Below are 23112 nucleotides of genomic sequence, written 5' to 3'. Positions count from 1 at the left end.
CAGCATAGAATGGTGTGACATTTTTTTACTTTCTATACAGTGATGTGCATAAAGTGTGATATTTGTCACCATTATGAAATAATAGGTAAGATTGGCGTGACTGATGGGTTGTAAAGCAATTAGCTTTGTGTTTATGGCTTTATTTACAATTAGTTACATGTTGTTTTTAGTGTGATCTAGATAATAAATGGACTAATTTTTATATTTCATTTTATATTGAAATTAAGTAGAATCCGTCAGCAACATAAATTAGCTAAATGATATTGAAATAAAATCATTTAGCTCTTTTTAGATAGATATGTAAATGACATGCTGATTATTACCACTATATATTCACGGTGTTTATGATTATCTGTCAACAAAAAAATGATACTTTTTTAAAGCAATTGAGGAGCTGTAACCTTCGGGCGGTAGCATGCTCATTTGAAAATATATCCCATCCATCAATGCTGAGATGAACTTAATCAAATGGAATTATCAAAAAAAATGCTTGTCACAGCAGTGGCGTCTGTGATGTTAGCTGGCTGTAGTATGCCTGGATCGCATCTTAGCCTTGATGGTAAGCATGTTGCTGAGACTAACTCGCAACAACCAACGCTTGATCAGCAAGTCAATGTGTTTCCGCTAACGGTTAACAATGTTAGCCAATTTAAAACGGCTAAAGTTGCTGCACAGGTAAACACTAAGCTTGAACAAGAACTAGCAAGCTATGAATACCATATTGGCCCTGGTGATATTCTTAATATTACGATTTGGGATCACCCTGAACTGACTATACCTGCGGGCTCTTACCGTAGTGCAAGTGAAGCGGGTAACTGGGTTCATGCTGATGGCACCATTTTTTACCCTTACATCGGTAAAGTGCAAGTCGCAGGTAAAACCGTATCGCAAGTGCGTGCTGATATCGCCCAGCGCTTAGCAGAGTATGTTGAAAAACCACAAGTTGATGTTAACGTCGCCGCATTTCGTGCTCAAAAAGCTTACGTAACGGGTGAAGTGAAAAATCCAGCTCAACAGCCGATCACCAATGTGCCGTTAACGTTGCTGGATGCTATCAATAAATCCGGTGGATTAGCCGCTGATGCTGATTGGCGTAATGTCACTCTAACCCGTGACGGCAAAGATCAAACCTTATCGTTATATGCACTAATGCAACGTGGCGATTTAAAGCAAAACCGTTTATTACGTAATGGCGATATTGTTCATGTGCCACGTAATGATGCGCAAAAAGTGTTTGTCTTAGGTGAAGTTAAAGAGCCTAAGTTACTAAAAATTGATCGTGCAGGCATGAGCTTAACCGAAGCATTAAGCGGCGTTGGTGGTATTAACGAGTTACAAGCCGATGCTACCGGGGTGTTTGTTATTCGTGCTAACCATGCTGATTTAACTAAAACACCGCATGCGCCAGCGGCAAATATTTATCAGTTAAATATTAAAGATGCGACGGCATTAGTGGTGGGTACCGAGTTTGAATTGCAACCTTACGATGTAGTGTATGTTACTGCGGCACCCATTGCGCGTTGGAACCGTGTGATTCAACAGTTAGTTCCAACCATTGGCAGCTTTAATCAGCTATCTGAAGGTATGAACTACTACATGAATTTAAAGTAGTGAGTTAAGACGCGAACTTAATACCCTCGAAACCTTTAACCTTAGAATCTATCTCTATGTTCAATAAAATTCTTGTTGTTTGCGTAGGCAATATCTGTCGTTCACCCTCTGGCGAACGAATCCTACAAGCAAAATTACCCAATAAACATATCGCCTCTGCTGGTGTTGGCACTGCCAAAAGTGGTTTAGCAGGCAAGCCGGCCGATAAAATGGCGGCGGAAGTAGCACTTGCTCATGGTTATTCTCTTGAAGGCCATCAAGCACAGCAAGTTACCAGCGATTTATGCCGAGATTACGATCTGATTTTAGTGATGGAAAAAGGTCATATCGATGCCGTCACGAGCATAGCTCCAGAAGCACGCGGAAAAACAATGCTGTTTGGCCAATGGATTGGTCAACAAGATATTCCCGATCCATACCGTCTAAGTAAAGAAGCCTTTGATCATGCATATGATTTAATTGATCAAGCTGCAACAGCGTGGGCGAAGAAATTGTAACTTTCTAACTCCGTCATTCTCTACAGTGAATGCTAACCCTAACTCTGTCATTCCCTACAGTGAATGCCCGTGAGGGCGATAGGGAATCTACTAACCACGCGCTGTAAACCATATTTAACTTTTGGATGATGCTTTGGCTCTTCCTCATCTTCTTAAATTTAACATCGGAATATTTTCTTAATGAGTATTGCCCAAAATCCTCAACCGAGTACTTCTCCAGGAACGGATGAAGTTGATATCGGTAAACTGTTTGGCATTTTAATTGATAACCGCTGGATGATTATTGTCACCACCTTTATCTTTGCTGTTGTTGGTATCGGTTATGCTTTACTTGCTACCCCAATTTATAAAGCTGATGCACTCATTCAAATTGAAGCCAAAAGTTCAGGTATGCCAGCACTTGGTGGCGATATGGCCGAAATGTTTGGTGGCGGTGAATCAAGTGCTACTACTGAAACTGAAATCATCAAATCACGAATGGTATTAGGTGAAACGGTTGATAAGTTAAACCTAACCACGGTTGTTAACCCTGAATATTTGCCTGTGGTAGGCAAAGGGTTAGCACGTTTAATGGGCGAGCAGCACTTTATTAATGTATCGCGTTTTACAGTTGCTGATGGTCGCGAGCTTGGCGGTTACCAAATCGTGGTTACTAACGCTGATAAAGGCGAATATCAACTGAATGATAGCGATGGCCGCAAGGTTCTAACCGGTAAAGTAGGCGAGTTAGCACAAGCAAATGGTTACCAACTGTTTGTTACCGATTTACAAGCAACTAAAGACGCTGAGTTTTCATTAGCAAAAATTAGCCGAATTGATGCAATTCAAAATCTGCAACAGAATTTATCAGTAGCAGAGCAAGGTAAACAAACCGGTATTTTGCAATTATCAATGACAGGTGAGAACCGCGCTGATATTAAAGCGATTGTTGATGACATCAGTAAGAACTACTTTTTACAAAACGTAGAGCGTAACTCAGCCGAAGCTGAAAATAGTTTAACCTTCTTAAAGCAGCACTTACCTGAAATTAAAATCCAGTTAATGACAGCAGAAGATAAACTCAATAGCTACCGTCAACAGAATGAATCAGTAGATTTAAGCCTAGAAGCAAAATCTGCACTTGAAACTATGGTCGGCTTAGAATCTCAGCTAAACCAATTAACCTTTAAAGAAACTGATATTTCACAACGCTTTACTAAAGAACACCCAGCGTATATTTCATTAATGGATAAACGCAAAACGTTATTAAAAGAACAAACTCGATTAAATAAGCGTATTGAAACTTTACCGGCTACTCAGCGTGAGATTTTACGTTTAACCCGAGATGTTGAAGTAAATCAACAGATTTACGTTCAGCTATTAAATAAAGTTCAAGAGCTTAATATTGTTAAAGCAAGCACGGTGGGTAACGTTCGTATTCTTGATGCTGCGCAAGTTTACACTGATGCAGTTAAGCCTAAGAAAGCATTGATCGTAGTATTAGCAACCTTACTTGGCGGTATGTTAAGTGTGGCGATTGCATTCTTGCGTGCGGCATTGCACCGTGGTGTTGAAAGCCCAGATGAGATTGAAGCACTAGGTTTACCTGTGTATGCCTCAATTCCATTATCAACTTGGCAGAATGATTTAGAAAAGAAATTTAAATCAAAACAAAAACTCAATGTTAATCAAGCGTTGTTAGCTGTTTCTAATCCAGCTGATTTATCGATTGAAGCACTGCGCAGCTTACGTACTAGCTTGCACTTTGCAATGATGGAAGCGCGTAACAATATCGTGATGATTTCAGGCCCAAGTCCGGGTATCGGTAAGTCATTTGTATCGGCCAACATGGCTGCTGTTATGGCTAAAGGCGGTCAACGCGTATTAGTGATTGATGCCGATATGCGTAAAGGCCGTATGGAGCGCCAAATGTGTGTTGATAGTAAGCCCGGTTTAGCGGATTACTTAAGTGGTCAACAAACATTAGAGCAAGTGATTAAATCACCCGGTGTTGAAAACCTTGATTTTATTGCTCGTGGCGCAGTACCACCTAACCCATCTGAGTTATTAATGCACCCGCGTTTAAAAACGTTGTTGGATTGGGCATCTGAAAACTATGACTTAGTGTTAGTTGATACACCGCCAATTTTGGCAGTAACCGACCCAGCCATTGTTGGTGCACATGCTGGCACAACCATGATTGTGGCGCGTTTTGGCTTAAACCCAGTGAAAGAAATCGAAGTCACTAAACACCGTTTTGAACAAAATGGTATTGAAGTGAAAGGTTGTATTCTTAACGCTGTGGTGCGCAAAGCAAGCTCAACTTATGGCGGCAACTACGGTTATTACAACTATAGTTACGCGAGTGATAATAAGTAATTAACTACCTTTCTCATTGTTATAGGGAATGTACGAGTCATCCTCGTCATTCCCTACAGCGAGGAACGAGCGAGATAGGGAATCTAATCACAACGTGTTGTAGAGTGAATATTTTTGCCTAGAGGCGGAGAAAAAAGGGGGGGGGGTTGGACCTATTCCCTCCAACCGCTAAATAACATACAAACTTGTTTCATAACAAAGCATTAGCTGCTACAGCTAGTGCTTTTTTATGGCTCAAATTTCAGGTTTTGTGTCTCAGGCCCTTAAAAACACTGAGTTGGCCTGATGAAATTATTCACTTTATGAATAGTTTTGTGTCGTGAAATTCACATCAATAGTGCCAATGGATACTGAATCTTGGTGCTGTAATTATAAACAAAAAGGATCGTTTTCTGTGAAAATTTTAGTTACTGGTGGCGCTGGTTTTATCGGCTCTGCTGTTGTTCGTCACATTATTAATAATACCCAAGACAGTGTTGTTAACGTAGATAAATTAACTTACGCAGGAAACTTAGAATCATTACTTACTGTTGAAAACAATGATCGTTATGCTTTTGAGCAAGTGGACATTTGTGATCGCGCTGAGTTAGATCGCGTCTTTGCAGAGTATCAACCCGATGCAGTTATGCACTTGGCCGCTGAAAGCCATGTTGACCGTTCAATCGATGGTCCTGCGGCTTTTATTGAAACCAATATCGTTGGCACTTATACCCTTTTAGAAGCTACTCGTGCTTACTGGAATCAACTAGATGAAACTCGTAAAATGGCATTTCGCTTCCACCATATTTCAACCGATGAAGTGTATGGTGATTTGGAAGGTACTGATGACTTGTTCACTGAAACAACATCCTATGAGCCATCAAGCCCGTATTCAGCATCTAAAGCATCAAGCGATCATTTAGTCCGTGCATGGCTTCGTACTTATGGTTTACCAACGATTGTAACTAACTGCTCAAATAATTACGGCCCGTATCATTTCCCTGAAAAATTAATTCCATTAATTATTCTTAATGCGTTAGATGGTAAAGCATTACCTGTTTACGGTGATGGGATGCAAATTCGTGATTGGCTATATGTAGAAGATCATGCATCAGCGCTTTATACCGTTGTTACTAAAGGTGAGATAGGTGAAACGTATAATATTGGTGGTCACAATGAAAAAGCCAATATTGAAGTGGTAAAAACAATTTGTTCACTACTTGAAGAATTAGTGCCGAATAAACCGCAAGGCGTAACGGAATACCAAAGCTTAATTACTTACGTAACAGACCGCCCAGGGCATGATGTTCGTTATGCGATTGATGCTTCTAAAATTGCCCGAGAACTTGGCTGGAAACCTGCTGAAACCTTTGAATCAGGTATTCGTAAAACCGTTGAATGGTATTTAGCGAATCAAAAATGGTGGAGTCGAGTATTAGATGGCTCATATAACCGTGAGCGTTTAGGTAACTAATTTATCCATTTCTTTTTTTATCTTGGGTTGAATCTATTTTCAATCCGAGACATATAACTTCGGATTCTTATTTATGAAAGGCATTATTTTAGCAGGCGGTTCAGGCACGCGTCTTTACCCAATTACGCGCGGTGTATCTAAGCAGTTATTACCTATTTACGACAAGCCAATGATTTTTTACCCACTATCAACATTAATGCTGGCGGGCATTAAAGATATTCTAATCATTACTACTCCTGAAGATAATGAAAGCTTCCGTCGTTTATTAGGTAATGGCTCTGACTTTGGTATTAATCTTGAGTATGCGATTCAGCCTTCTCCTGATGGTTTAGCACAGGCCTTTATTATTGGTGAAGAGTTTATTGGTAATGACAGCGTGTGTTTAGTGCTTGGCGATAACATTTTTTATGGTCAGTCATTTGGACAACAGCTAAATCATGCTAAGGAACTAACATCACAAGGGATTGCAACAGTATTTGGTTATCAAGTACATGATCCTGAACGTTTCGGTGTGGTTGAATTTGATAACAATATGAAAGCCATTTCTATTGAAGAAAAACCGCAACAACCTAAGTCAAATTATGCAGTAACAGGATTATATTTTTATGATAATCGTGTTGTTGAAATGGCAAAGCAAGTTAAACCGTCACATCGTGGTGAGCTTGAAATTACCACATTAAATGAAATGTATTTAAATGATGGTTCATTGAATGTCGAGCTATTAGGTCGTGGGTTTGCATGGCTTGATACGGGGACTCATGAGAGCTTACAACAAGCAGCATCATTTGTTGAAACCGTACAAAATATTCAAGGCTTAAAAGTTGCCTGCTTAGAAGAAATTTCATGGCGTAATGATTGGTTAACGACAGAACAAGTACAGCTATTCGCTGAGCCAATGATGAAAAATGAATACGGTCAGTATTTGATGCGCATTGTTTCTGAAAATAAATAAAAAGTGAATAAACATTGTGAAAGTATTAATTACAGGTAGCAATGGCCAAGTAGGTAGCTGTTTAGTTAAACAGCTACGATCTTGCCCTGAGATTGAATTTTTAGCTGTTGACAGAGATCAACTTGATATTACCTCTGAGCAAGAGGTAATAAAGACAGTCAATGATTTTATGCCAACTATTATTATTAACGCAGCAGCTCATACAGCAGTTGATAAAGCAGAAGATGAGGTTGAATTGTCTTATGCTATAAATTGTGATGGCCCTAAATATTTAGCCGAAGCAGCTGAGCGAGTAGGCGCTGCAATATTACATATATCGACAGATTATGTTTTTGCTGGTGATAAAGAAGGTTTATACAGCGAATCAGATACTGTTTACCCACAAGGCGTGTATGGTGAGAGTAAATTAGCGGGTGAAGAAGCTGTTATTAATGCTTGCTCCCGTCATATTATTTTACGAACGGCTTGGGTCTTTGGTGAAGACGGTAATAACTTTGTAAAAACCATGCTTCGTTTGGCACAGCAAAGAGATTCGTTAGGTATTGTTGCGGACCAGTTCGGTGGACCAACTTATGCGGGAGATATCGCTGCTGCACTAATTAAAATAGCTAAGTCAATCACAGGCTCAAAAAATACATTTAATAGTGATAATTATGGTATTTATCATTTCTCTGGTATGCCACATGTTAGTTGGTGTGAGTTCGCTCAAGTTATCTTTGATAAAGCAGTTGAACAAAATGTTTTAGTTAAATCTCCTGATGTAAAAGGAATTAAAACTGAAGATTATCCAACACCAGCGAAACGCCCAGCCAATTCTAAGTTGAATACACAAAAAATAACAACAGTATTTAATATTCCAGCAAGTGATTGGCAATCAGCATTAAATCATCAGAGTGATTACGCTTAAATATAAGATAGAGAATATCAATGAAAGTTATTGAAACAGAAATTCCTGATGTAAAAATTATTGAACCTGCTGTCTTTGGTGATGAACGTGGTTTCTTTATGGAAACATGGAATCAAAATAAATTTGAAGAATTAGTTACGGGCAAACCAACTCAATTTGTGCAAGATAACCACTCTAAATCTAAAAAAGGTATATTGCGTGGGCTACATTACCAAACAGAGAATACTCAAGGTAAATTAGTTCGGGTAGTTTCTGGTGAAGTATTCGATGTTGCAGTTGATATTAGAAAAAAATCACCAACATTTGGTAAATGGGTAGGGGTTTATCTTTCAGCTGAAAATAAACGTCAATTATGGATACCTGAAGGTTTTGCTCATGGTTTTTATGTAACCAGTAACGAGGCCGAATTTGTTTATAAATGTACGGATTATTATAATCCGAAGGTTGAAATTTCAATAAAATGGAATGATCCTAAAATTGGGATTCAATGGCCGTTTGTTGATGATCCGTTACTTTCAGAAAAAGATAAGAATAGTTGTTATTTAATTGAATATTTAAAGTTATAATGAATAGACAAATATTAAAAAACATATTATCTAATGGATTGTCATTTATAACTAATATGGCATTGATGTTGGCTTTAACACCATATTTAGTTGATTGTTTGGGTGTAATGGCTTACGGCTTTATTCCATTAGCTGCTATATTTACATCTTATATCGGAATTATTACAGAATCACTAACGATCTCTATTAATAGAAATTTAACAAAAGCATTTCAGAGTAATAATAGAAATGAATTAAGTGAAATATATAACACATCATTAATTACTGTTATTTTAGTAATTGTTTTGTTGTTACTGACTATGATTTATCCAATTAATCATCTTCAAGATATAATAACAATACCTTCTAGTATGGTTTACGAAGTTAAAATCCTTTTTATATTATTAATTACCTCTTTTTTATTTTCATTAATTGGTGCAGTTTATTCTGTTGCGATGTATGCGAAAAATAGAGTTGATTTAATGCAGTTTAATAATGTATTAAGAAATATAGTTCGATGTATATGTATTTTTTGTTTTTTTTATTATGATGATATAAGTTTAATAAGTGTTGGTTATGCAACTCTTGTTGGTAGTCTTTGTTCTGTGTTGTTTGCTTATTTTTATAAAATAAAATTAATATCTTATATGAAATTTGATATAAGATATTTTAGACTTGATAAAGTTCAAGATATTTTAAAAATGGGGGGTGGCTATTAATTAATCAACTTGGTTTCGTTTTATTTATGAAAGTTGACCTTTTAATTGTTAACAAATATTTAGGACCAGAACAATCAGGCTTATATTCTATAGCTATTCAATTTAATGATGTTCTTAGAATATTTGCTAGTATTATTAGTGGGGTACTTGGACCTGCTATTTTAATATTGTATAGTCAAAATAAAATCGATGATATGATAAAATTAACGTCTGGTTTTGTTAAGTTTTTAAGTTTGTCAATATCAATTCCTATTGTGATTATTTGCGTATGGTCAAAAGAAATTCTTAATTTTTGGATGGGAAGTAGTTATATATCTTTATCTTCTTTAGTTTGGATATTAACTTTACCGCTTGTAATTAATATAGGGGTTCAACCGTTATTTGCTATACAGGTGGCTATGAATAAAATAAAAATCCCTGCTATTTTAAATATTGTATTTGGGTTTTTTGGAATAGTTAGTTCTGTTTTGTTAATAACAAAAACAGATTTAGGGTTTTATTCAGTAGCAATATCTAGTGTGATAATGTTAACTATAAAAAATGCAATATTCACTCCATTATATTCATCGTATATTCTGAATGTTGATAAGCGACAGTTTATTTATGTACATATTAATACTTTAATATGTACATTTATATCGATAGTTATATTATTACAAATAAAGAATGAATATGTTATTACTGATTTATATGATCTTATTTTAATTGTTTTATTATCCGCTATTGTTTTATTATTATTTAGTTTGGTATTTTATACTAAAAATGAACGAGATAAATTTATAAAATTTATTAAAGAAAAAGCATAATAATTTGAATAGTTAGGTAAAGGTAGTGGAAAAATGATAAAAAAAATTTTATTCTTAATAAAAAGTATCTTTTTAAAATTTTCAGGGAAAGTAGAGTTTATTTATTATTTTAGTGAAGTGTTAAATGTAGGCGATGATTTAAATCTAGATTTAATCAAAGCATATTCTAAAAAGAAACCAATCTGTCCTCCTCTAATCAAAAAATTTGAACATAAATTAATGGTTGGAAGTGTTATTCATGAAATGAATAAAAAAAGTATAGTTATTGGTAGTGGTTTAATACATCCGGATTTTTTAAAAGGAATTAATGAATTGGGGGATATTAGGGCTCTTAGGGGAGAGCTAACAAAATTTCATATAGAAAAAAAGTTTGCTGTAGAATTGAATGTCCCTCTTGGTGATTGTGCTTTGTTAATGCCTAGAGTAATTAACTGTAATGATATACAAAAAAATAGCTCTTTTGGTTTGGTTTTACATTATAAAGATGATGATCATAAAATAAAAGAAATTGTAACAGAATTAGGTGGGAAAATTATTAGTGTTAGTCAAAATGTCACTGATTTTGTGAATGAATTGAATACATGTGAGGTTATTTTATCTTCCTCAATGCATGGTTTGATTTTATCAGATGCTTATAATATTCCTAACGAAAGAATTATCTTAGGTGATTTATTAACAGGGGGGGATTTTAAGTTTAAAGATTATTATTCGACAACGGATAGTCCTAAATATGAAGGAATATATATTAGTTCTAGCGTTACAAAGATGGATGTAGAAAAAATACTAAAAAGTGCAATGGTTAAAAAATATCGATATAACCTTAATGAACTTGAGGCTGAACTAATGAAGGCGTTAGATAAATGATAGACATTTCTATTATTATTCCTACTTGTAATCGGTTAGATTTATTAAGAAGGGTTTTAACAAGTTTATTATCTCAAAATTTAGATGAAAATACATTTGAAGTGTTAGTTGTAGATGATAGCCCTGTTGATATGACTGGAAATATTATTCATCTATTAAATAGTTATTCTTTTAAATATAAAAAAGTTATTCGTAATAATGGAGAACATTCGGCAGCTAGAGCTCGAAATTTAGGCGCTTCAAAGGCTCTCGGATATTATATAACATTTGTTGATGATGATGATCTGCTACTGCCTGACCGATTAAGTAATTTATTGAAAGTAGCAAAAAGTAATCCTCAATATTCATTAATTAGTTCTGGGCGATTATATGAATTAAATGATTTTGAATCATACTTTCAAGGGGCGAACCAGAGGTTTGGTAAAATAAATGTTGATGATATTGCTATTAAAAATGATATAGATATAGGATTTTTAATTGAAAAAAGTATGTTTCAAAAACTTAATGGTTTTGATCCTTCTTTTTATGCTTTTGAAGATTGGGATTTTATTATTCGCGCTTTAAAAATTAAACCTGCTTTTAAAATCACTCGCTTTGATTATGCGGTTAATAGTAATTTAGCTAGACCTCGAGTTTCTAATGGTGAAACTTTAGCTTATGCTCAATTAATTAATAAACATAAATTGTTTTTTGGGACTAGATGGCTTTATATAATGAAATCAATTGATTTAGCTAATAGAAGGGAATTGGGTTTTTGTCTGTGTGTCTCTTTTGCATTTAAATCACAGAGTTTGAAACCTATTCGTTCATATATATCATCAAAATTGAAGTAATATGAAATACTTATTATTTAATGCACCATTTATCCTAGGTGTTGTATTTTTATTATCACTTATCTCTACCTATTTAGGTTGGAGCGATCTTTTTAATGAAGTTAGTTCTAAAACTGTGGGAATATATGTATATGTGTCTATTATTCTTATTTGTATAGGTTTAATTCTTATAATACCAATAAAAAAAAAAATTTTTCGAGTAAATTAATAACACTTTCTAATTCTTTTAGAGCTAGTAACAAGGATAAATATATTTTCTCTTGTTTATTTGTTTTTTTTATTATTGAGGTTATTTATTCTGGGAATATTCCTATTTTTAGCTCAAGCTATGCAGATGCTGTACATGCTTCATTTGGGATTCCTTTATTGCATGGGTTGTACTTGGCTTTTTTATCTTATATTTCAATTGTTTATTTTCAGATTTTCCTATATGGTAAGAAAAAAAGTTATGTGATATATATAATCATAATTAATATTATATTTATACTGTTAGCAAGACGTGGAATAATTGTTTTTCATTTTATTAGTTATACATTTATCTATTTTTTATTTTATGTGAGATATAAAAATATAAAGTTTTCATTTATTATTAAAATGTTATGTATCGTTTCGATATTTTTTACTTCATTTAATTATATTGGAAATATGAGACTTGGTTTAGATAATAATGACTATATTTTAAGTGTGGGAAAAGCAACTGATAAATTTAAAGATTCTATAATTCCAGAATCATTTTTCTTTGGTTATTTATATATAGCAACACCTGTATCTATTTTTGATATTAATAATCAAAATATTCAAGATAAAAGTATTAATGATTTTTTTGTAGATAATATAATACCTGATTTTTTATCTAAGTATTTATCATCGGAGGAAACACTATTAAATTTTGAAACCGTTCGAGGGTTTAATGTTGGTGGTTTATTTACCGTTCCTTATTTATATAAAGGGAATGTTGGGGTGTTTTTAATTATACTATACTATCTAGTGTTCGTTTTTATAGTATATCGTCATGTTTTTAATGGAAAAAAAAAGGTCATTAATTTCATTGTCAATGTTATTATCTATAACTGTGTTGCTTAGTTTTTCTAATTTACTTAACAGTACTGGTTATATTTTACCTTTAATATATTCTCTATTATTCCGTGATTTTGGCTCATTTAAATTTCGTCAAAAGCATATATTACCAATAAAAGAAAGAAGATTTATATGAACAATGTTATATTTTGTATTATATTATATAATACAAAAGTTTCTGAATCTAAAAGTATTACATCAATCATTAATAATTGGAATGAAAGTTGTAGCAATTCAAAAATAATTATTTTCAATAATGGAGATGATATTGTTGAAGTAAACGAAATAAAAGAAATAAAAGAAATAAACGAAAATATAGAAATATTTCAAATTTTAATCAATGGGTCTCTATCTAAAATATATAATAAATGTATTCAACTGAATAAAGGTTATAATTTTGTATTCTTAGATGATGATACGGAAGTTTCAAAAGATTATTTTAATGAAGTATTAAATTGCTCTTCTGATATATTACTCCCTAGGGTTGTTTGTAATAATTTGGATGTTTATCCTGTATTTACGAAAGAAGGTGTTCAGTCTATTACAAGTGGTTTATATATCTCATCTAAACTAGTATCATTATTAACTAATTTTGAGAGCAAAGTGTTTGATGAAAGATTTGACCTTTATGGAATTGATACTGCTTTTTTTTTATAAAATAAACAAGAACAAAATAAACTATGATATTTCATCTCATAGTCTAATACATGATTTGTCCCATTTGACATCAGGCTCTAATGTTTTTAGAGAGAAAGAAGTGTTTTTAGCTAATTCAGCTTCTTTGATTCCTTACTTTAATTTTTATTTGTTGAAACAAGTCATTGGAACATTGTTTAAGTTTATTTATCGTCTTGATTATAGGACTATTTTTTCTGCGTTCATTTCATTTTGTTCTTGTCGAGTGATAAGAATAATTAAAACCATATAGTTTGTTTGATATTCTCTATTATAATTAATTAATGTACTTATAGTATTTTCTATCTCTAGATGTGAGATAAAAATTTTCTTTAGTATTATGAGATCATTTCGTTACTGAAACAATAACGGAACTAAAGACTATTACTATTTTACTTGATAGATTTTTATAAAAAAAATAGTGTTAATTATTATTTTTAACATATTATGTTTTTTATTGATTTATAAAAGACTATATAAATAATAACGCAACGTGGGTGATTATAAATGCTTAAAAAAGCATATAAAATATACGGTTTTTTGGGTTTTTTACGATTATGTCGAGATATATTATTAACTAAGTTGTTTTTTTCTAAAATTAGAATTATTCGTTACCCTTTCTATATTAGAGGAGGGGATAATGTATATTTTGGTAAAGGCTTTACCTCGGGTGTTGGACTCCGATTAGATGCTTTTGAACAATATGGAAAAAAGAAACCAAAATTGATTTTTGGGGAAAATTGTCAAGTAAATGATTATGTTCATATTGGCTGTGTTGAATCAATTGAAATTGGTGATGATGTATTAATTGCGAGTAAAGTATTTATAACTGATCATAATCATGGAGATTTAGAGGATCACTCTGATTTTCTTTTGTCTCCAATAGATCGTAAACTTACTTCTAATAATGTTCGAATTGGAAATAAAAGTTGGATTGGCGAATCAGTCATGATTTTACCAGGAGTTTCAATTGGAGAGGGCTGTATTATTGGTGCAGGAAGTATAGTTACGAAAAATATACCTGACTTTTCAGTTGCTGTAGGTAATCCAGCTAAAGTTATCAAATATTTTGATATCGAAAATAATATTTGGATAAAAAGTAAATGAAGATAGTTATTTCTGGTGTGAATTTAGTTGAAGCTGGACCTTTAAAAATATTTAAAGAAGCAATTAATGCTTTTTCTAATGATAGTCAGTTTGAAGTTATTTGTTTGGTAAATAATAAACGGTTATTTTCTGACTGTAAAAAAATAAATGTTAAATTTTTAGAGTATCCGTTAGTCAAAACAAGTTGGTTAAAACGTATTTTTTTTGAATATAAAACATGTAATGAAATAAGTAAAAGGTTAGCTCCTGATATTTGGTTGGCAATGCATGATATGTCCCCAAGAGTCAATACGCCTTTACAGCTAGTTTATTGTCATAATGCATCTCCTTTTTATAAAGCGTCTATAAAAGAATTGAAATATGAACGAAAGCTTTTGTTTTTTTCTTTATTCTATAAATGGCTTTATAAAATAAATATAAAATCGAACAAAGCTATAATTGTTCAACAAGAATGGATCGGTAAATATCTTGTTAATGATTTAGGTGCAAGAGATTATATTGTCTCAAAACCGGTTGCTTCTTTAGCTCAAAACGATGTGATTAAAAATACATTTCCTGAGCAGGATTCGGTGATATTTTTTTTTCCGGCATTAGCCAGAACTTTTAAAAATTTTGAAATCATACTAAATGCTCTAAGTTATTTAAAAATACACGATCGAAGTACATATCAAAAAATTAAAGTTATATTGACTATAAATGAAAATTCCAATATATACGCAAGGAAATTAATTAACAAATATAAAAACATTGAAAATATTAATTTTATTGGTCCAATAAGCTATGAAGATGTAGTTGAACAGTATAAGTCTTGTGATGTTGTTCTATTTCCATCAAAATTAGAAACGTGGGGATTACCAATTTCTGAAGCAAAAGAATTCTCTAAACCGATAATTTTGGTAGATCTTCCTTATGCATATGAAACTCTTGGTAATTATTCATCAGCTTTATTTATTGAACCAAATGATTATATTAAATTAGCTGATATAATGACGAAAATTGTAGCAGGGGAGAAGGTGTTTAATAATGTTAATTATAATGATAATGATGCGAGTATAAATTCGTGGAGTCACTTAGTTAGACTAATTAAAAAAATGGCACTTGATAAGTAGTGGTACTTCAATGATAGGATTAAAGTGTATTATTGAGAGTTGATAGATATTTAAAAGCTATACTTATTATTTTTATATCATGAATGGTAAGGTAATGCTAAATTTACTTATTAACACACTGATTGTTATCCTATATAAAATAGAAGTTTCTGTTTTTTGAATAATAAAAATAGGAATATTAAATAGTAACTAATTAATGTCTATTTATTTTCTTAAAAAAGTAAAATATATATTAAAGGCTTAATATGCATAATGTTTGTATCCTTTTAGCTGCTTATAATGGTGAAATGTATTTAAGTGAGCAATTAGATACCTTGCTGTATCAAGATGACATAGATGCTGATATTTATATTAGTATTGACCTATCTTCTGATAAAACAATAGATATAATTCAAGAATATATAATCAAATATAACAATATATATTTGTTGCCATATGGTAATAAATATGGGAGTGCTGGTCAGAACTTTTTTAGATTAATAAAAGATGTTGATTTTTCATCTTATGATTATGTGGCTTTTTCTGACCAAGATGATATATGGGATAACGATAAAATAATAAAAGGAATCAATGCCCTAAATGAAAATAATGCCGATTGTTATTCTGGGAATGTGACTGCTTTTTGGGAAGATGGACGAAAAAAAGAAGTTGTTAAAAATGATCCACAAGTTGAATTCGATTATCTTTTTGAATCAGCAGGACCTGGATGTACTTTTGTTATGACTAAAGAGTTTTCTTTAGCACTTAAGGCATCTTTATTTGATAATAATGAAAATATCAAAAACATTTGGTTACATGATTGGTATTGTTATTCATTTGCAAGGTTTCATGGGTATAAATGGTTTATAGATAGTGAATCATTAATGATGTATCGACAACATCAAAATAATGAAGTTGGCGCAAACTCTGGAATAGTGAAAATAATTAATAGAGCAAAAGTAGTATTATCGGAAGATGCATTTAAGAAAGTTTTATCTCAATCTGATTTTATTAAAATAGAATCAAAGCCAATCCAATTATTGAAAGATAATTCAGCAAAAAGTTTGTTTTTACTTGCAGCGATGGCTAAACAATGTAGAAGAAAAAAGGCTGAGCAAATCGCTTTTTTTATTATGGTTTCACTTTTAGCTTTTAAGCGACTAATTCATGGTAAATAGAATTCTTCTTACTGGTGCTTCTGGGTTTATTGGTTCTTACTTGAAAAAATCTGATGACATTTTTTCTATAGTAATCAGAAAAAATGAAATTGATAATTGTAAGCCTAATTATGAAATAGATAGTTTAACTGAAAATACTTGTTGGAATAACGCATTTAATAATATTGATAGTATTATTCATCTAGCAGGTCTTGCTCATTCTAATAGTTTTTCTGAAAGTGATTATAATTCAGTTAATACTCAAGGAACTTTAAAATTAGCTAGTGATGCAGCGAAAGCAGGTGTTAAGCGTTTTGTTTTTGTTAGTTCTATAGGTGTTAATGGTTCATCAACTCAATATGGAAAGCCATTTTGTTATAACTCTGAAGTTGAAGCTCATAATGTTTACGCTAAATCTAAATTAGATGCAGAGATTGGTTTAAAAAAGATAGCAGAGGAAACAGGGTTAGAAGTTGTCATTGTTCGTCCAACATTAGTCTATGGACCAAACGCTCCTGGTAATTTTGGCTTATTAACTAAGCTAGTGGCTAAATTACCATTATTACCTTTTGGGTTAGTGAATAATAATCGTAGTTTTATTGCTGTTCAAAATCTAACTGATTTATTATTAACATGTGCTAAACATCCTGATGCTGCTGGACATACTTTTTTAGCGTCAGATGGTAAATCTATTTCAACTAAACAATTTACTAATGCGATATCTAAAGGATTAAATAAATCAATTTATCAGTTACCAGTACCTAGAAGTATCATGCGTTTAGGCGCTAAATTGATAGGTAAAAAATCGATGGCTGAGCAACTGTTAGATAATTTAGAAGTGGATTCATCAAATGCATTTGATGTAATGGGATGGAAACCACCTTATACAATGGAACAAGCCATGAGCTTATTATCAAAGGAAATGAAATGATCCGTTTAATTGATTTTCTTGCAGCATTTTTCGGCTTATTATTTTTATGGCCGATATTATTAATTGTAGTTATTATTGGTTTATTTGATACTGGCTCACCAGTGTTTATTCAAACTCGTGTAGGTAAAAATAAACAACCATTTAAACTAATCAAGTTCCGTACCATGTCAGTTGATACTAAATCAGTTGCTAGCCATTTAGCAAGTAATGCCTCAATTACCAAACTAGGTGCTTTTCTTCGTAAAACAAAAATTGATGAACTTCCACAGTTAATTAATGTTTTAAAAGGTGAGATGAGTTTAGTTGGTCCTCGTCCTAATTTATTTAATCAAGAAAAGTTGATATCTGAGCGCGATAAGTTAGGTGTTTATGATGTTTTACCCGGCGTTACTGGTTTAGCTCAGGTTCAAAATATTGATATGTCGACACCACAATTATTAGCTGAAACTGATAAGAGAATGATCGATAACTTAACGTTGAAAGATTATTTTAAATATATATTAATGACTGCTACAGGAAGTGGTAGTGGTGATGCAGTAAAACCTTAATTGATCGTCGTTGTGTCTATTAAGCTCATTTTCTATCGTATATTCTCAAATAATCACATTAATATCTCATTGTAGTGCAGTGATATGCAATTGGTGTATTACTGCTTTATTACATGAAGATACAATAATTTTGTAATTAATCGAAGAAAGTTCAAGGTTATTATTTAAATCTCTATTTTAAATTTAGTGCCAACGCAATGTTGTCGTTGAATATCTTACTACGTTATACCAAAAATTAGTTATTACCTCTTTAGTTAACCTTTTTAACCTATAGGCTCCTCTATGAAAGTGGAACAGTTTATTTTTTCACTGTCTCGCAGTAACAAGCGTGTTGTTAGCTTAGCTTGTGATGTGTTATTTATTTTCGTGGCTTTTTGGGGCGCATTTGGTGTCCGTTATGGTCACTATGATTATTTCCTTAATGCTGCATTGTGGGAATGTTTAGCTATTCTAACAATCGTGACATTATTTATCTTTGTTCAGTTAGGCTTATACCGCGCGATATTACGTTACCTAACTTTTCAAGCTTTAGTGGTTGTCAGCGCTGGTGCTGTATTTTCTACTATTGCGTTTTCAGGATTAGGTTTTTATTTAGATGCGGGTATTCCACGCACTGTGCCAATTATCTATGGTGCGTTCTTAGCCTTATTAGCTGGCGGCGCTCGTTTAATTATGCGCACTTATATTGCTAATCGTAATCATCCTAAAAGCCTACGTAAATCAGTGGTTATTTATGGTGCAGGCACAACAGGGCGTCAGTTATGTTTAGCCTTGCGTCAAAGTAATGATTATAAGCCTGTAGCGTTTGTTGATAACGATGATAGCTTGCGTAATACCACCATGATGGGGCTGCGCGTTTATCCTGCTAATAAAATTGCGGCAGTACTTGAAAAATATCATGCCGAGCAAGTGTTATTAGCTCTGCCAAATGCCAGTCGTTCTGAGCGTAAAGCTGTTTTAAATCACTTACAGCATTTATCAATTGAAGTACGTACTGTGCCTGATATTGAAGATATTGTTAGTGGTAAATCAAAAATTGATGAATTGCGTGAAGTGCCGATTGAAGATCTATTAGGTCGCGATCCGGTAGAGCCTGTAGCCGAGTTATTTAGCGCAAACATTACTAATAAAGTGGTAATGGTAACAGGCGCGGGCGGTTCGATTGGTTCTGAGCTTTGTCGTCAAATACTAAATCAAAAGCCAGCTAAATTAATATTATTTGAAGTATCTGAATATAGCCTTTATGCAATAGAAAAAGAGTTAGTTGAAACAGTTAAAAAACAAGGTTTAGCGGTTGAGATTTATCCATTGTTGGGTAGTGTTCAGCGTGAAAATCGTCTGCAAACCGTAATGGAAGGTTTTCAAGTTCAAACGCTATATCATGCTGCGGCTTATAAGCATGTGCCGATGGTTGAGTTTAATGTGGTCGAAGGGGTACGTAATAACATCTTCGGTACGCTTTATACCGCGCAAGCTGCAATCAATGCAGGGGTTGAAACCTTTGTATTAATCTCAACAGATAAAGCAGTACGACCAACTAATGTCATGGGCACGACTAAACGTATGGCTGAATTGTCTTTGCAAGCCTTAGCAGAAACCTCAACCAAAACCCGTTTTTGTATGGTGCGCTTTGGTAACGTTCTTGGTTCATCAGGTTCGGTAATTCCACTGTTTAAGCGTCAAATTGCTGAAGGTGGCCCGGTTACGGTTACTGATCCAAATATCATTCGTTACTTTATGACTATTCCAGAAGCGGCGCAGTTGGTGATCCAAGCGGGTGCAATGGGTAAAGGTGGTGATGTATTTGTATTGGATATGGGCGAGCCTGTTAAAATCGCTGAATTAGCGGCGAAGTTAATTAAGCTATCTGGTTTAGAAGTCAAAGATGAGCTAAACCCTAACGGCGATATCGAAATTCAATATTCAGGCTTACGCCCAGGTGAGAAGCTGTATGAAGAGTTATTGATTGGCGATAATGTTGGTCAAACTCGCCATGAACGTATTATGACCGCTGATGAGATTTACTTGCCGTGGTCTGAGCTTGAGCCGTTATTACAGCGCTTAGATGCAGCGTGTCATGACTTTGAGCATGAAGTGGTACGCAGTCTTTTACTTGAAGCGCCAACAGGTTTTGTTCCGACTGATGGTATTTGTGACATCGTATGGAATATTAAGCCGCGTCCACAATTGGCTGAAGTGATACCGCATCAACCGATTAGTGCATAGGTTGTGACGCAAGTTAATTTTTAAAAGATTCAAAATACATTAACGCCCGTATTGCTTTGCAGTACGGGCGTTTTTTTGTTTTAAAAATTTATAAAACTATCAACGTCTATCAAATACGCCATTTGATTCCATCATATCTGAAAAGGCACTGCCATCATGACGAGTGGCGTTAAACACATAAGGCGCGTATACATCAAATAATAATCGAGTATTACTGTGACCGAGCATTTGGGAAACGTACAATGGATTTTCATGGGCAGCTAAATGCAGCACCGCCGCAGTATGACGAGTTTCATAAGGACGGCGTGTTTTTAAATTGGCTTTTTTAAGCGTCGGATGCCAAATATCTTTACCAATTTTACGGGTATCTAATGGTGAGCCATTATCGTCGGTAAATAAAAAATCATCAGGATCCGTGAGGGGGGCGGTAATACGTTTAATCGCAGTCAGTAACAGATCGTTAATCGGTAAGTCGCGACGTGATTTTGGGGTTTTCACATCAGTGATATCACCATTAACCATATTTTGACGAATATTAAGTAAGCGATGCTCAAAATTAATATGCTTTAATTGCAATCCATGCACTTCACAACTTCGCATTCCCGTCATAAAACGCAGTAAAAAATAGTCGTACCAAGTAGGGTCGACGTAGTCTAAAAAGCGTTTCACTTCCTCTAATGTCATCGGTGAACTATCCGCTTTTTGCTCGCGCAATGCGCGGTAACGTGAAAAGGGATAATTAAATTTCAATTCCTCTGCTGCGACTATCATAATCGAAATTAACGGCCATAAAATATTATTAATGCGTGCATTGGATAATATGCGGCTGCCGTCTTCTTTTTCTCGCGCAGCCAATTGTTGGCGAAATTGATCTAACTGGCTTAAATAAATCTCATTGATTAAGGTATTGCCAAAATAGGGAATTAAATAATTATCAATATTACGCTCAACCGTTTTACGGTAGCTGTTTTTCCATTTAGGTGCTTGCTGAGCTAGCCACTTCTTTGCAAAATCATCAAAGTAAGGATAAAAGCGGTCGGGGTATTTATCTCGCTGTAAGCGTTCAAACTGCTCGACCTTTTTACTGTCAGGAAAGTAATCACGGTACTGAAAAGTTTTTAACGCAATTTCAGCATTGATTTGTTTGACGGTTGCTTTGGCAATTTTAAGGTTCTTCGGGGTAGCGGGCATGCCAGAGGTTTCACGAAATCTTGTTCCATAAACGTGAATATCGTATTGAATGATCCCATTTGGGCGCACACGAATGTTAGCCATATCAAGTCTCCATTGAATAGATCTACCCATATCCAATGGACTTAGATACACTAAGGCCATCGGCTGGGCTCTGCTTAAACGTCGGGAGCAGCCGGTACGAGGCGAAGTGGTTGCCGCCACTTCGTCTCAACTGCTTATCTGAGACAGTAATGAATTACTATGCATATCTAACTGTAGACGGTACTGGTTATTTGTCCAGTGTGTAATCGATGTTTTTAAGCATCACCACTGAATAAGTCAAGTTGTGTACTTTTAGCTAATTTTGCTTTCTCTTTAAATTTTTCATCTAATTGAATAGTTTTCTTAACGTTTTTAATACTCTCAGGGATGTTATCTTTTTCGATCGGTATTGTGTTTACTGTTTTAACCCTTGAATCACTAATGTGTAATTTTCTTGTATTATCGGCCGTTTTATAAATAGTCATGGTTATTTTTGGATTGTTAATCTTATTGTAATTAGTCTTGCTCAAAGAGGTGCTAAATAATTCTTTTAAATGTGTTAATGTAAAGCGGTAAAGTTGATCACTATTAAATTTAGAAGATGCTTTAGCTTTGATTTTTGCAATTGTTTTAATTGTACTTCCTCTGGCTAAAATATAGAGATAAGAATCGAAAAAGTAGAAAAAACCCGTATTAGTATTTTTAATTTCATTGAGCTTACTATTTAAGTTTTTAAGTTCATTGTGAATTAAAAACCGTTTTCAGCGATAAAAATGACTTCATTATCTTGCGTTGCTGCGATATTAGCGTTGATCTGATCGGGCATCTTATTACTACTTGAAAAGTGTCCAGCAGGACTAGAAAGTAATACCTGATCTTGTTCAACACAGAGACTTAATGTATTTAATGATGAACAATTCATGCTATCGAGTGTTTTTACCGTCTCAGCGGTTAGGTAAACAGTGGCAGGAAAATCTAATAAATCTTCAGGATATTTGTAGTCAATAATATTATCGCCATCTACTACCTGTATTGTCTGTTGTTCTTTATTGATATAGATCCCTGTAAATGACTTATGTTTGTATCTCAAGTGAATAATTTCGTGACAATGCTGAGGCATAATGTCTAAAAATTGCTTTTGTGATAAGTGTAGATAATACTCGATGTGTGGTTGATACGCTTCAACACTTTGACAATATCGTCCTTGTTCTCCATAAGCTAATTTTGTTGCTGCAAGCATTGGATATTTAGGATCGTCATCATAATCAAATAAAAAGCCGATCGTATTTGGGGTATGTGTATTTTTAACAAATACTTTAAAAAAATCTGAGTTAATTGACCATTTACCGTCTTTAAGAGGCTGTGGATGATCCGTTATTGGAATATGAATGACATTTAATGAATCTGATGATCCTCCTATAATAGAGATCTGCTTGTTCTCATTTGAAACAATGCAGGTCACGTAAGGTGCAGGATCGGTGATATTTATTTTGTTAGCAAAAGTATCAATTAAGGTGATGCTATCAGGTGTATTGTTTTTCAT

Annotated in this window: 22 protein-coding genes; 19 read left to right on the top strand and 3 right to left on the bottom strand. The window is 33.6% G+C overall.

What is annotated here, in order from left to right; translation table 11 throughout:
* Positions 1-468: 468 nt before the first annotated feature.
* From BTN98_RS08720 to BTN98_RS08630, 19 genes are all read left to right on the top strand, one after another.
* Positions 469-1611, top strand: coding sequence for a polysaccharide export protein (locus BTN98_RS08720; protein ID WP_060997351.1), 1143 nt, complete (start codon positions 469-471; stop codon positions 1609-1611).
* A gap of 56 nt (positions 1612-1667) precedes the next feature.
* Complete coding sequence (locus tag BTN98_RS08715; protein ID WP_060997350.1) at positions 1668-2108, top strand: arsenate reductase/protein-tyrosine-phosphatase family protein; 441 nt, start codon at positions 1668-1670, stop codon at positions 2106-2108.
* Between the two features lie 180 nt (positions 2109-2288).
* Positions 2289-4466, top strand: a complete 2178-nt coding sequence (locus BTN98_RS08710) for a polysaccharide biosynthesis tyrosine autokinase (protein ID WP_060997349.1) — start codon at positions 2289-2291, stop codon at positions 4464-4466.
* A 394-nt stretch (positions 4467-4860) separates the two neighbouring features.
* On the top strand, positions 4861-5919 hold the full coding sequence (rffG, locus tag BTN98_RS08705) for a dTDP-glucose 4,6-dehydratase (RefSeq protein WP_060997348.1): 1059 nt from the start codon (positions 4861-4863) through the stop codon (positions 5917-5919).
* A gap of 73 nt (positions 5920-5992) precedes the next feature.
* Entirely contained in the window at positions 5993-6871 is an 879-nt protein-coding gene (rfbA, locus tag BTN98_RS08700) for a glucose-1-phosphate thymidylyltransferase RfbA (protein ID WP_060997347.1), read from the top strand.
* Between the two features lie 13 nt (positions 6872-6884).
* On the top strand, positions 6885-7778 hold the full coding sequence (gene rfbD, locus BTN98_RS08695) for a dTDP-4-dehydrorhamnose reductase (RefSeq protein WP_060997346.1): 894 nt from the start codon (positions 6885-6887) through the stop codon (positions 7776-7778).
* 20 nt (positions 7779-7798) lie between these two features.
* Positions 7799-8344, top strand: a complete 546-nt coding sequence (gene rfbC / locus BTN98_RS08690; protein ID WP_060997345.1) for a dTDP-4-dehydrorhamnose 3,5-epimerase — start codon at positions 7799-7801, stop codon at positions 8342-8344.
* A complete protein-coding gene (locus tag BTN98_RS08685; protein WP_105029985.1) occupies positions 8344-9042 on the top strand; it encodes a polysaccharide biosynthesis protein in 699 nt (232 codons plus the stop codon). Before rfbC ends, BTN98_RS08685 begins: the two co-directional genes overlap by 1 nt.
* A gap of 26 nt (positions 9043-9068) precedes the next feature.
* Positions 9069-9848, top strand: a complete 780-nt coding sequence (locus BTN98_RS08680; RefSeq protein WP_240616114.1) for a lipopolysaccharide biosynthesis protein — start codon at positions 9069-9071, stop codon at positions 9846-9848.
* A gap of 33 nt (positions 9849-9881) precedes the next feature.
* The gene (locus BTN98_RS08675) at positions 9882-10712 is read left to right on the top strand and encodes a polysaccharide pyruvyl transferase family protein (RefSeq protein ID WP_060997343.1); all 831 of its coding nucleotides are present in this window, start codon (positions 9882-9884) and stop codon (positions 10710-10712) included.
* On the top strand, positions 10709-11545 hold the full coding sequence (locus BTN98_RS08670) for a glycosyltransferase family 2 protein (RefSeq protein ID WP_060997342.1): 837 nt from the start codon (positions 10709-10711) through the stop codon (positions 11543-11545). The genes BTN98_RS08675 and BTN98_RS08670 overlap by 4 nt, the downstream gene beginning before the upstream one ends.
* A gap of 645 nt (positions 11546-12190) precedes the next feature.
* Positions 12191-12628: a hypothetical protein gene (locus BTN98_RS20180; protein WP_146107011.1), complete on the top strand. Its 438-nt coding sequence runs from the start codon at positions 12191-12193 to the stop codon at positions 12626-12628.
* 126 nt (positions 12629-12754) lie between these two features.
* A complete protein-coding gene (locus BTN98_RS08660) occupies positions 12755-13279 on the top strand; it encodes a glycosyltransferase family 2 protein (RefSeq protein ID WP_105029982.1) in 525 nt (174 codons plus the stop codon).
* A gap of 525 nt (positions 13280-13804) precedes the next feature.
* Positions 13805-14404 carry a DapH/DapD/GlmU-related protein gene (locus tag BTN98_RS08655; RefSeq protein WP_060997339.1) on the top strand — a complete coding sequence of 200 codons (600 nt, stop codon included), beginning with the start codon at positions 13805-13807 and terminating at the stop codon, positions 14402-14404.
* Positions 14401-15513, top strand: a complete 1113-nt coding sequence (locus tag BTN98_RS08650) for a glycosyltransferase (RefSeq protein WP_060997338.1) — start codon at positions 14401-14403, stop codon at positions 15511-15513. Before BTN98_RS08655 ends, BTN98_RS08650 begins: the two co-directional genes overlap by 4 nt.
* A 245-nt stretch (positions 15514-15758) precedes the next feature.
* Positions 15759-16670: a glycosyltransferase gene (locus tag BTN98_RS08645; protein WP_060997337.1), complete on the top strand. Its 912-nt coding sequence runs from the start codon at positions 15759-15761 to the stop codon at positions 16668-16670.
* Positions 16660-17580: an NAD-dependent epimerase/dehydratase family protein gene (locus BTN98_RS08640; RefSeq protein WP_060997336.1), complete on the top strand. Its 921-nt coding sequence runs from the start codon at positions 16660-16662 to the stop codon at positions 17578-17580. Before BTN98_RS08645 ends, BTN98_RS08640 begins: the two co-directional genes overlap by 11 nt.
* A complete protein-coding gene (locus BTN98_RS08635) occupies positions 17577-18128 on the top strand; it encodes a sugar transferase (protein WP_060997335.1) in 552 nt (183 codons plus the stop codon). The genes BTN98_RS08640 and BTN98_RS08635 overlap by 4 nt, the downstream gene beginning before the upstream one ends.
* A 282-nt stretch (positions 18129-18410) precedes the next feature.
* Positions 18411-20354: a nucleoside-diphosphate sugar epimerase/dehydratase gene (locus BTN98_RS08630; protein ID WP_060997334.1), complete on the top strand. Its 1944-nt coding sequence runs from the start codon at positions 18411-18413 to the stop codon at positions 20352-20354.
* Positions 20355-20453: 99 nt separating this feature from the next.
* Here BTN98_RS08630 and BTN98_RS08625 read toward each other — a convergent pair whose 3' ends face one another.
* The 3 genes from BTN98_RS08625 to BTN98_RS08615 all read right to left on the bottom strand — a co-directional run bounded on the left by BTN98_RS08625 (position 20454) and on the right by BTN98_RS08615 (position 23112).
* Positions 20454-21629: a site-specific integrase gene (locus BTN98_RS08625; RefSeq protein ID WP_060997333.1), complete on the bottom strand. Its 1176-nt coding sequence runs from the start codon at positions 21627-21629 to the stop codon at positions 20454-20456.
* Positions 21630-21844: 215 nt separating this feature from the next.
* Positions 21845-22054, bottom strand: coding sequence for a hypothetical protein (locus tag BTN98_RS08620; protein ID WP_105029981.1), 210 nt, complete (start codon positions 22052-22054; stop codon positions 21845-21847).
* Positions 22055-22317: 263 nt separating this feature from the next.
* A complete protein-coding gene (locus tag BTN98_RS08615) occupies positions 22318-23112 on the bottom strand; it encodes a hypothetical protein (protein ID WP_105029980.1) in 795 nt (264 codons plus the stop codon).

Source organism: Photobacterium aquimaris, assembly GCF_002954455.1.
Taxonomy (GTDB): Bacteria; Pseudomonadota; Gammaproteobacteria; order Enterobacterales; family Vibrionaceae; genus Photobacterium; species Photobacterium aquimaris.
The sequence above is the reverse complement of the archived record's forward strand: the minus strand, read 5'-3'. Positions and strand labels throughout refer to the sequence as shown.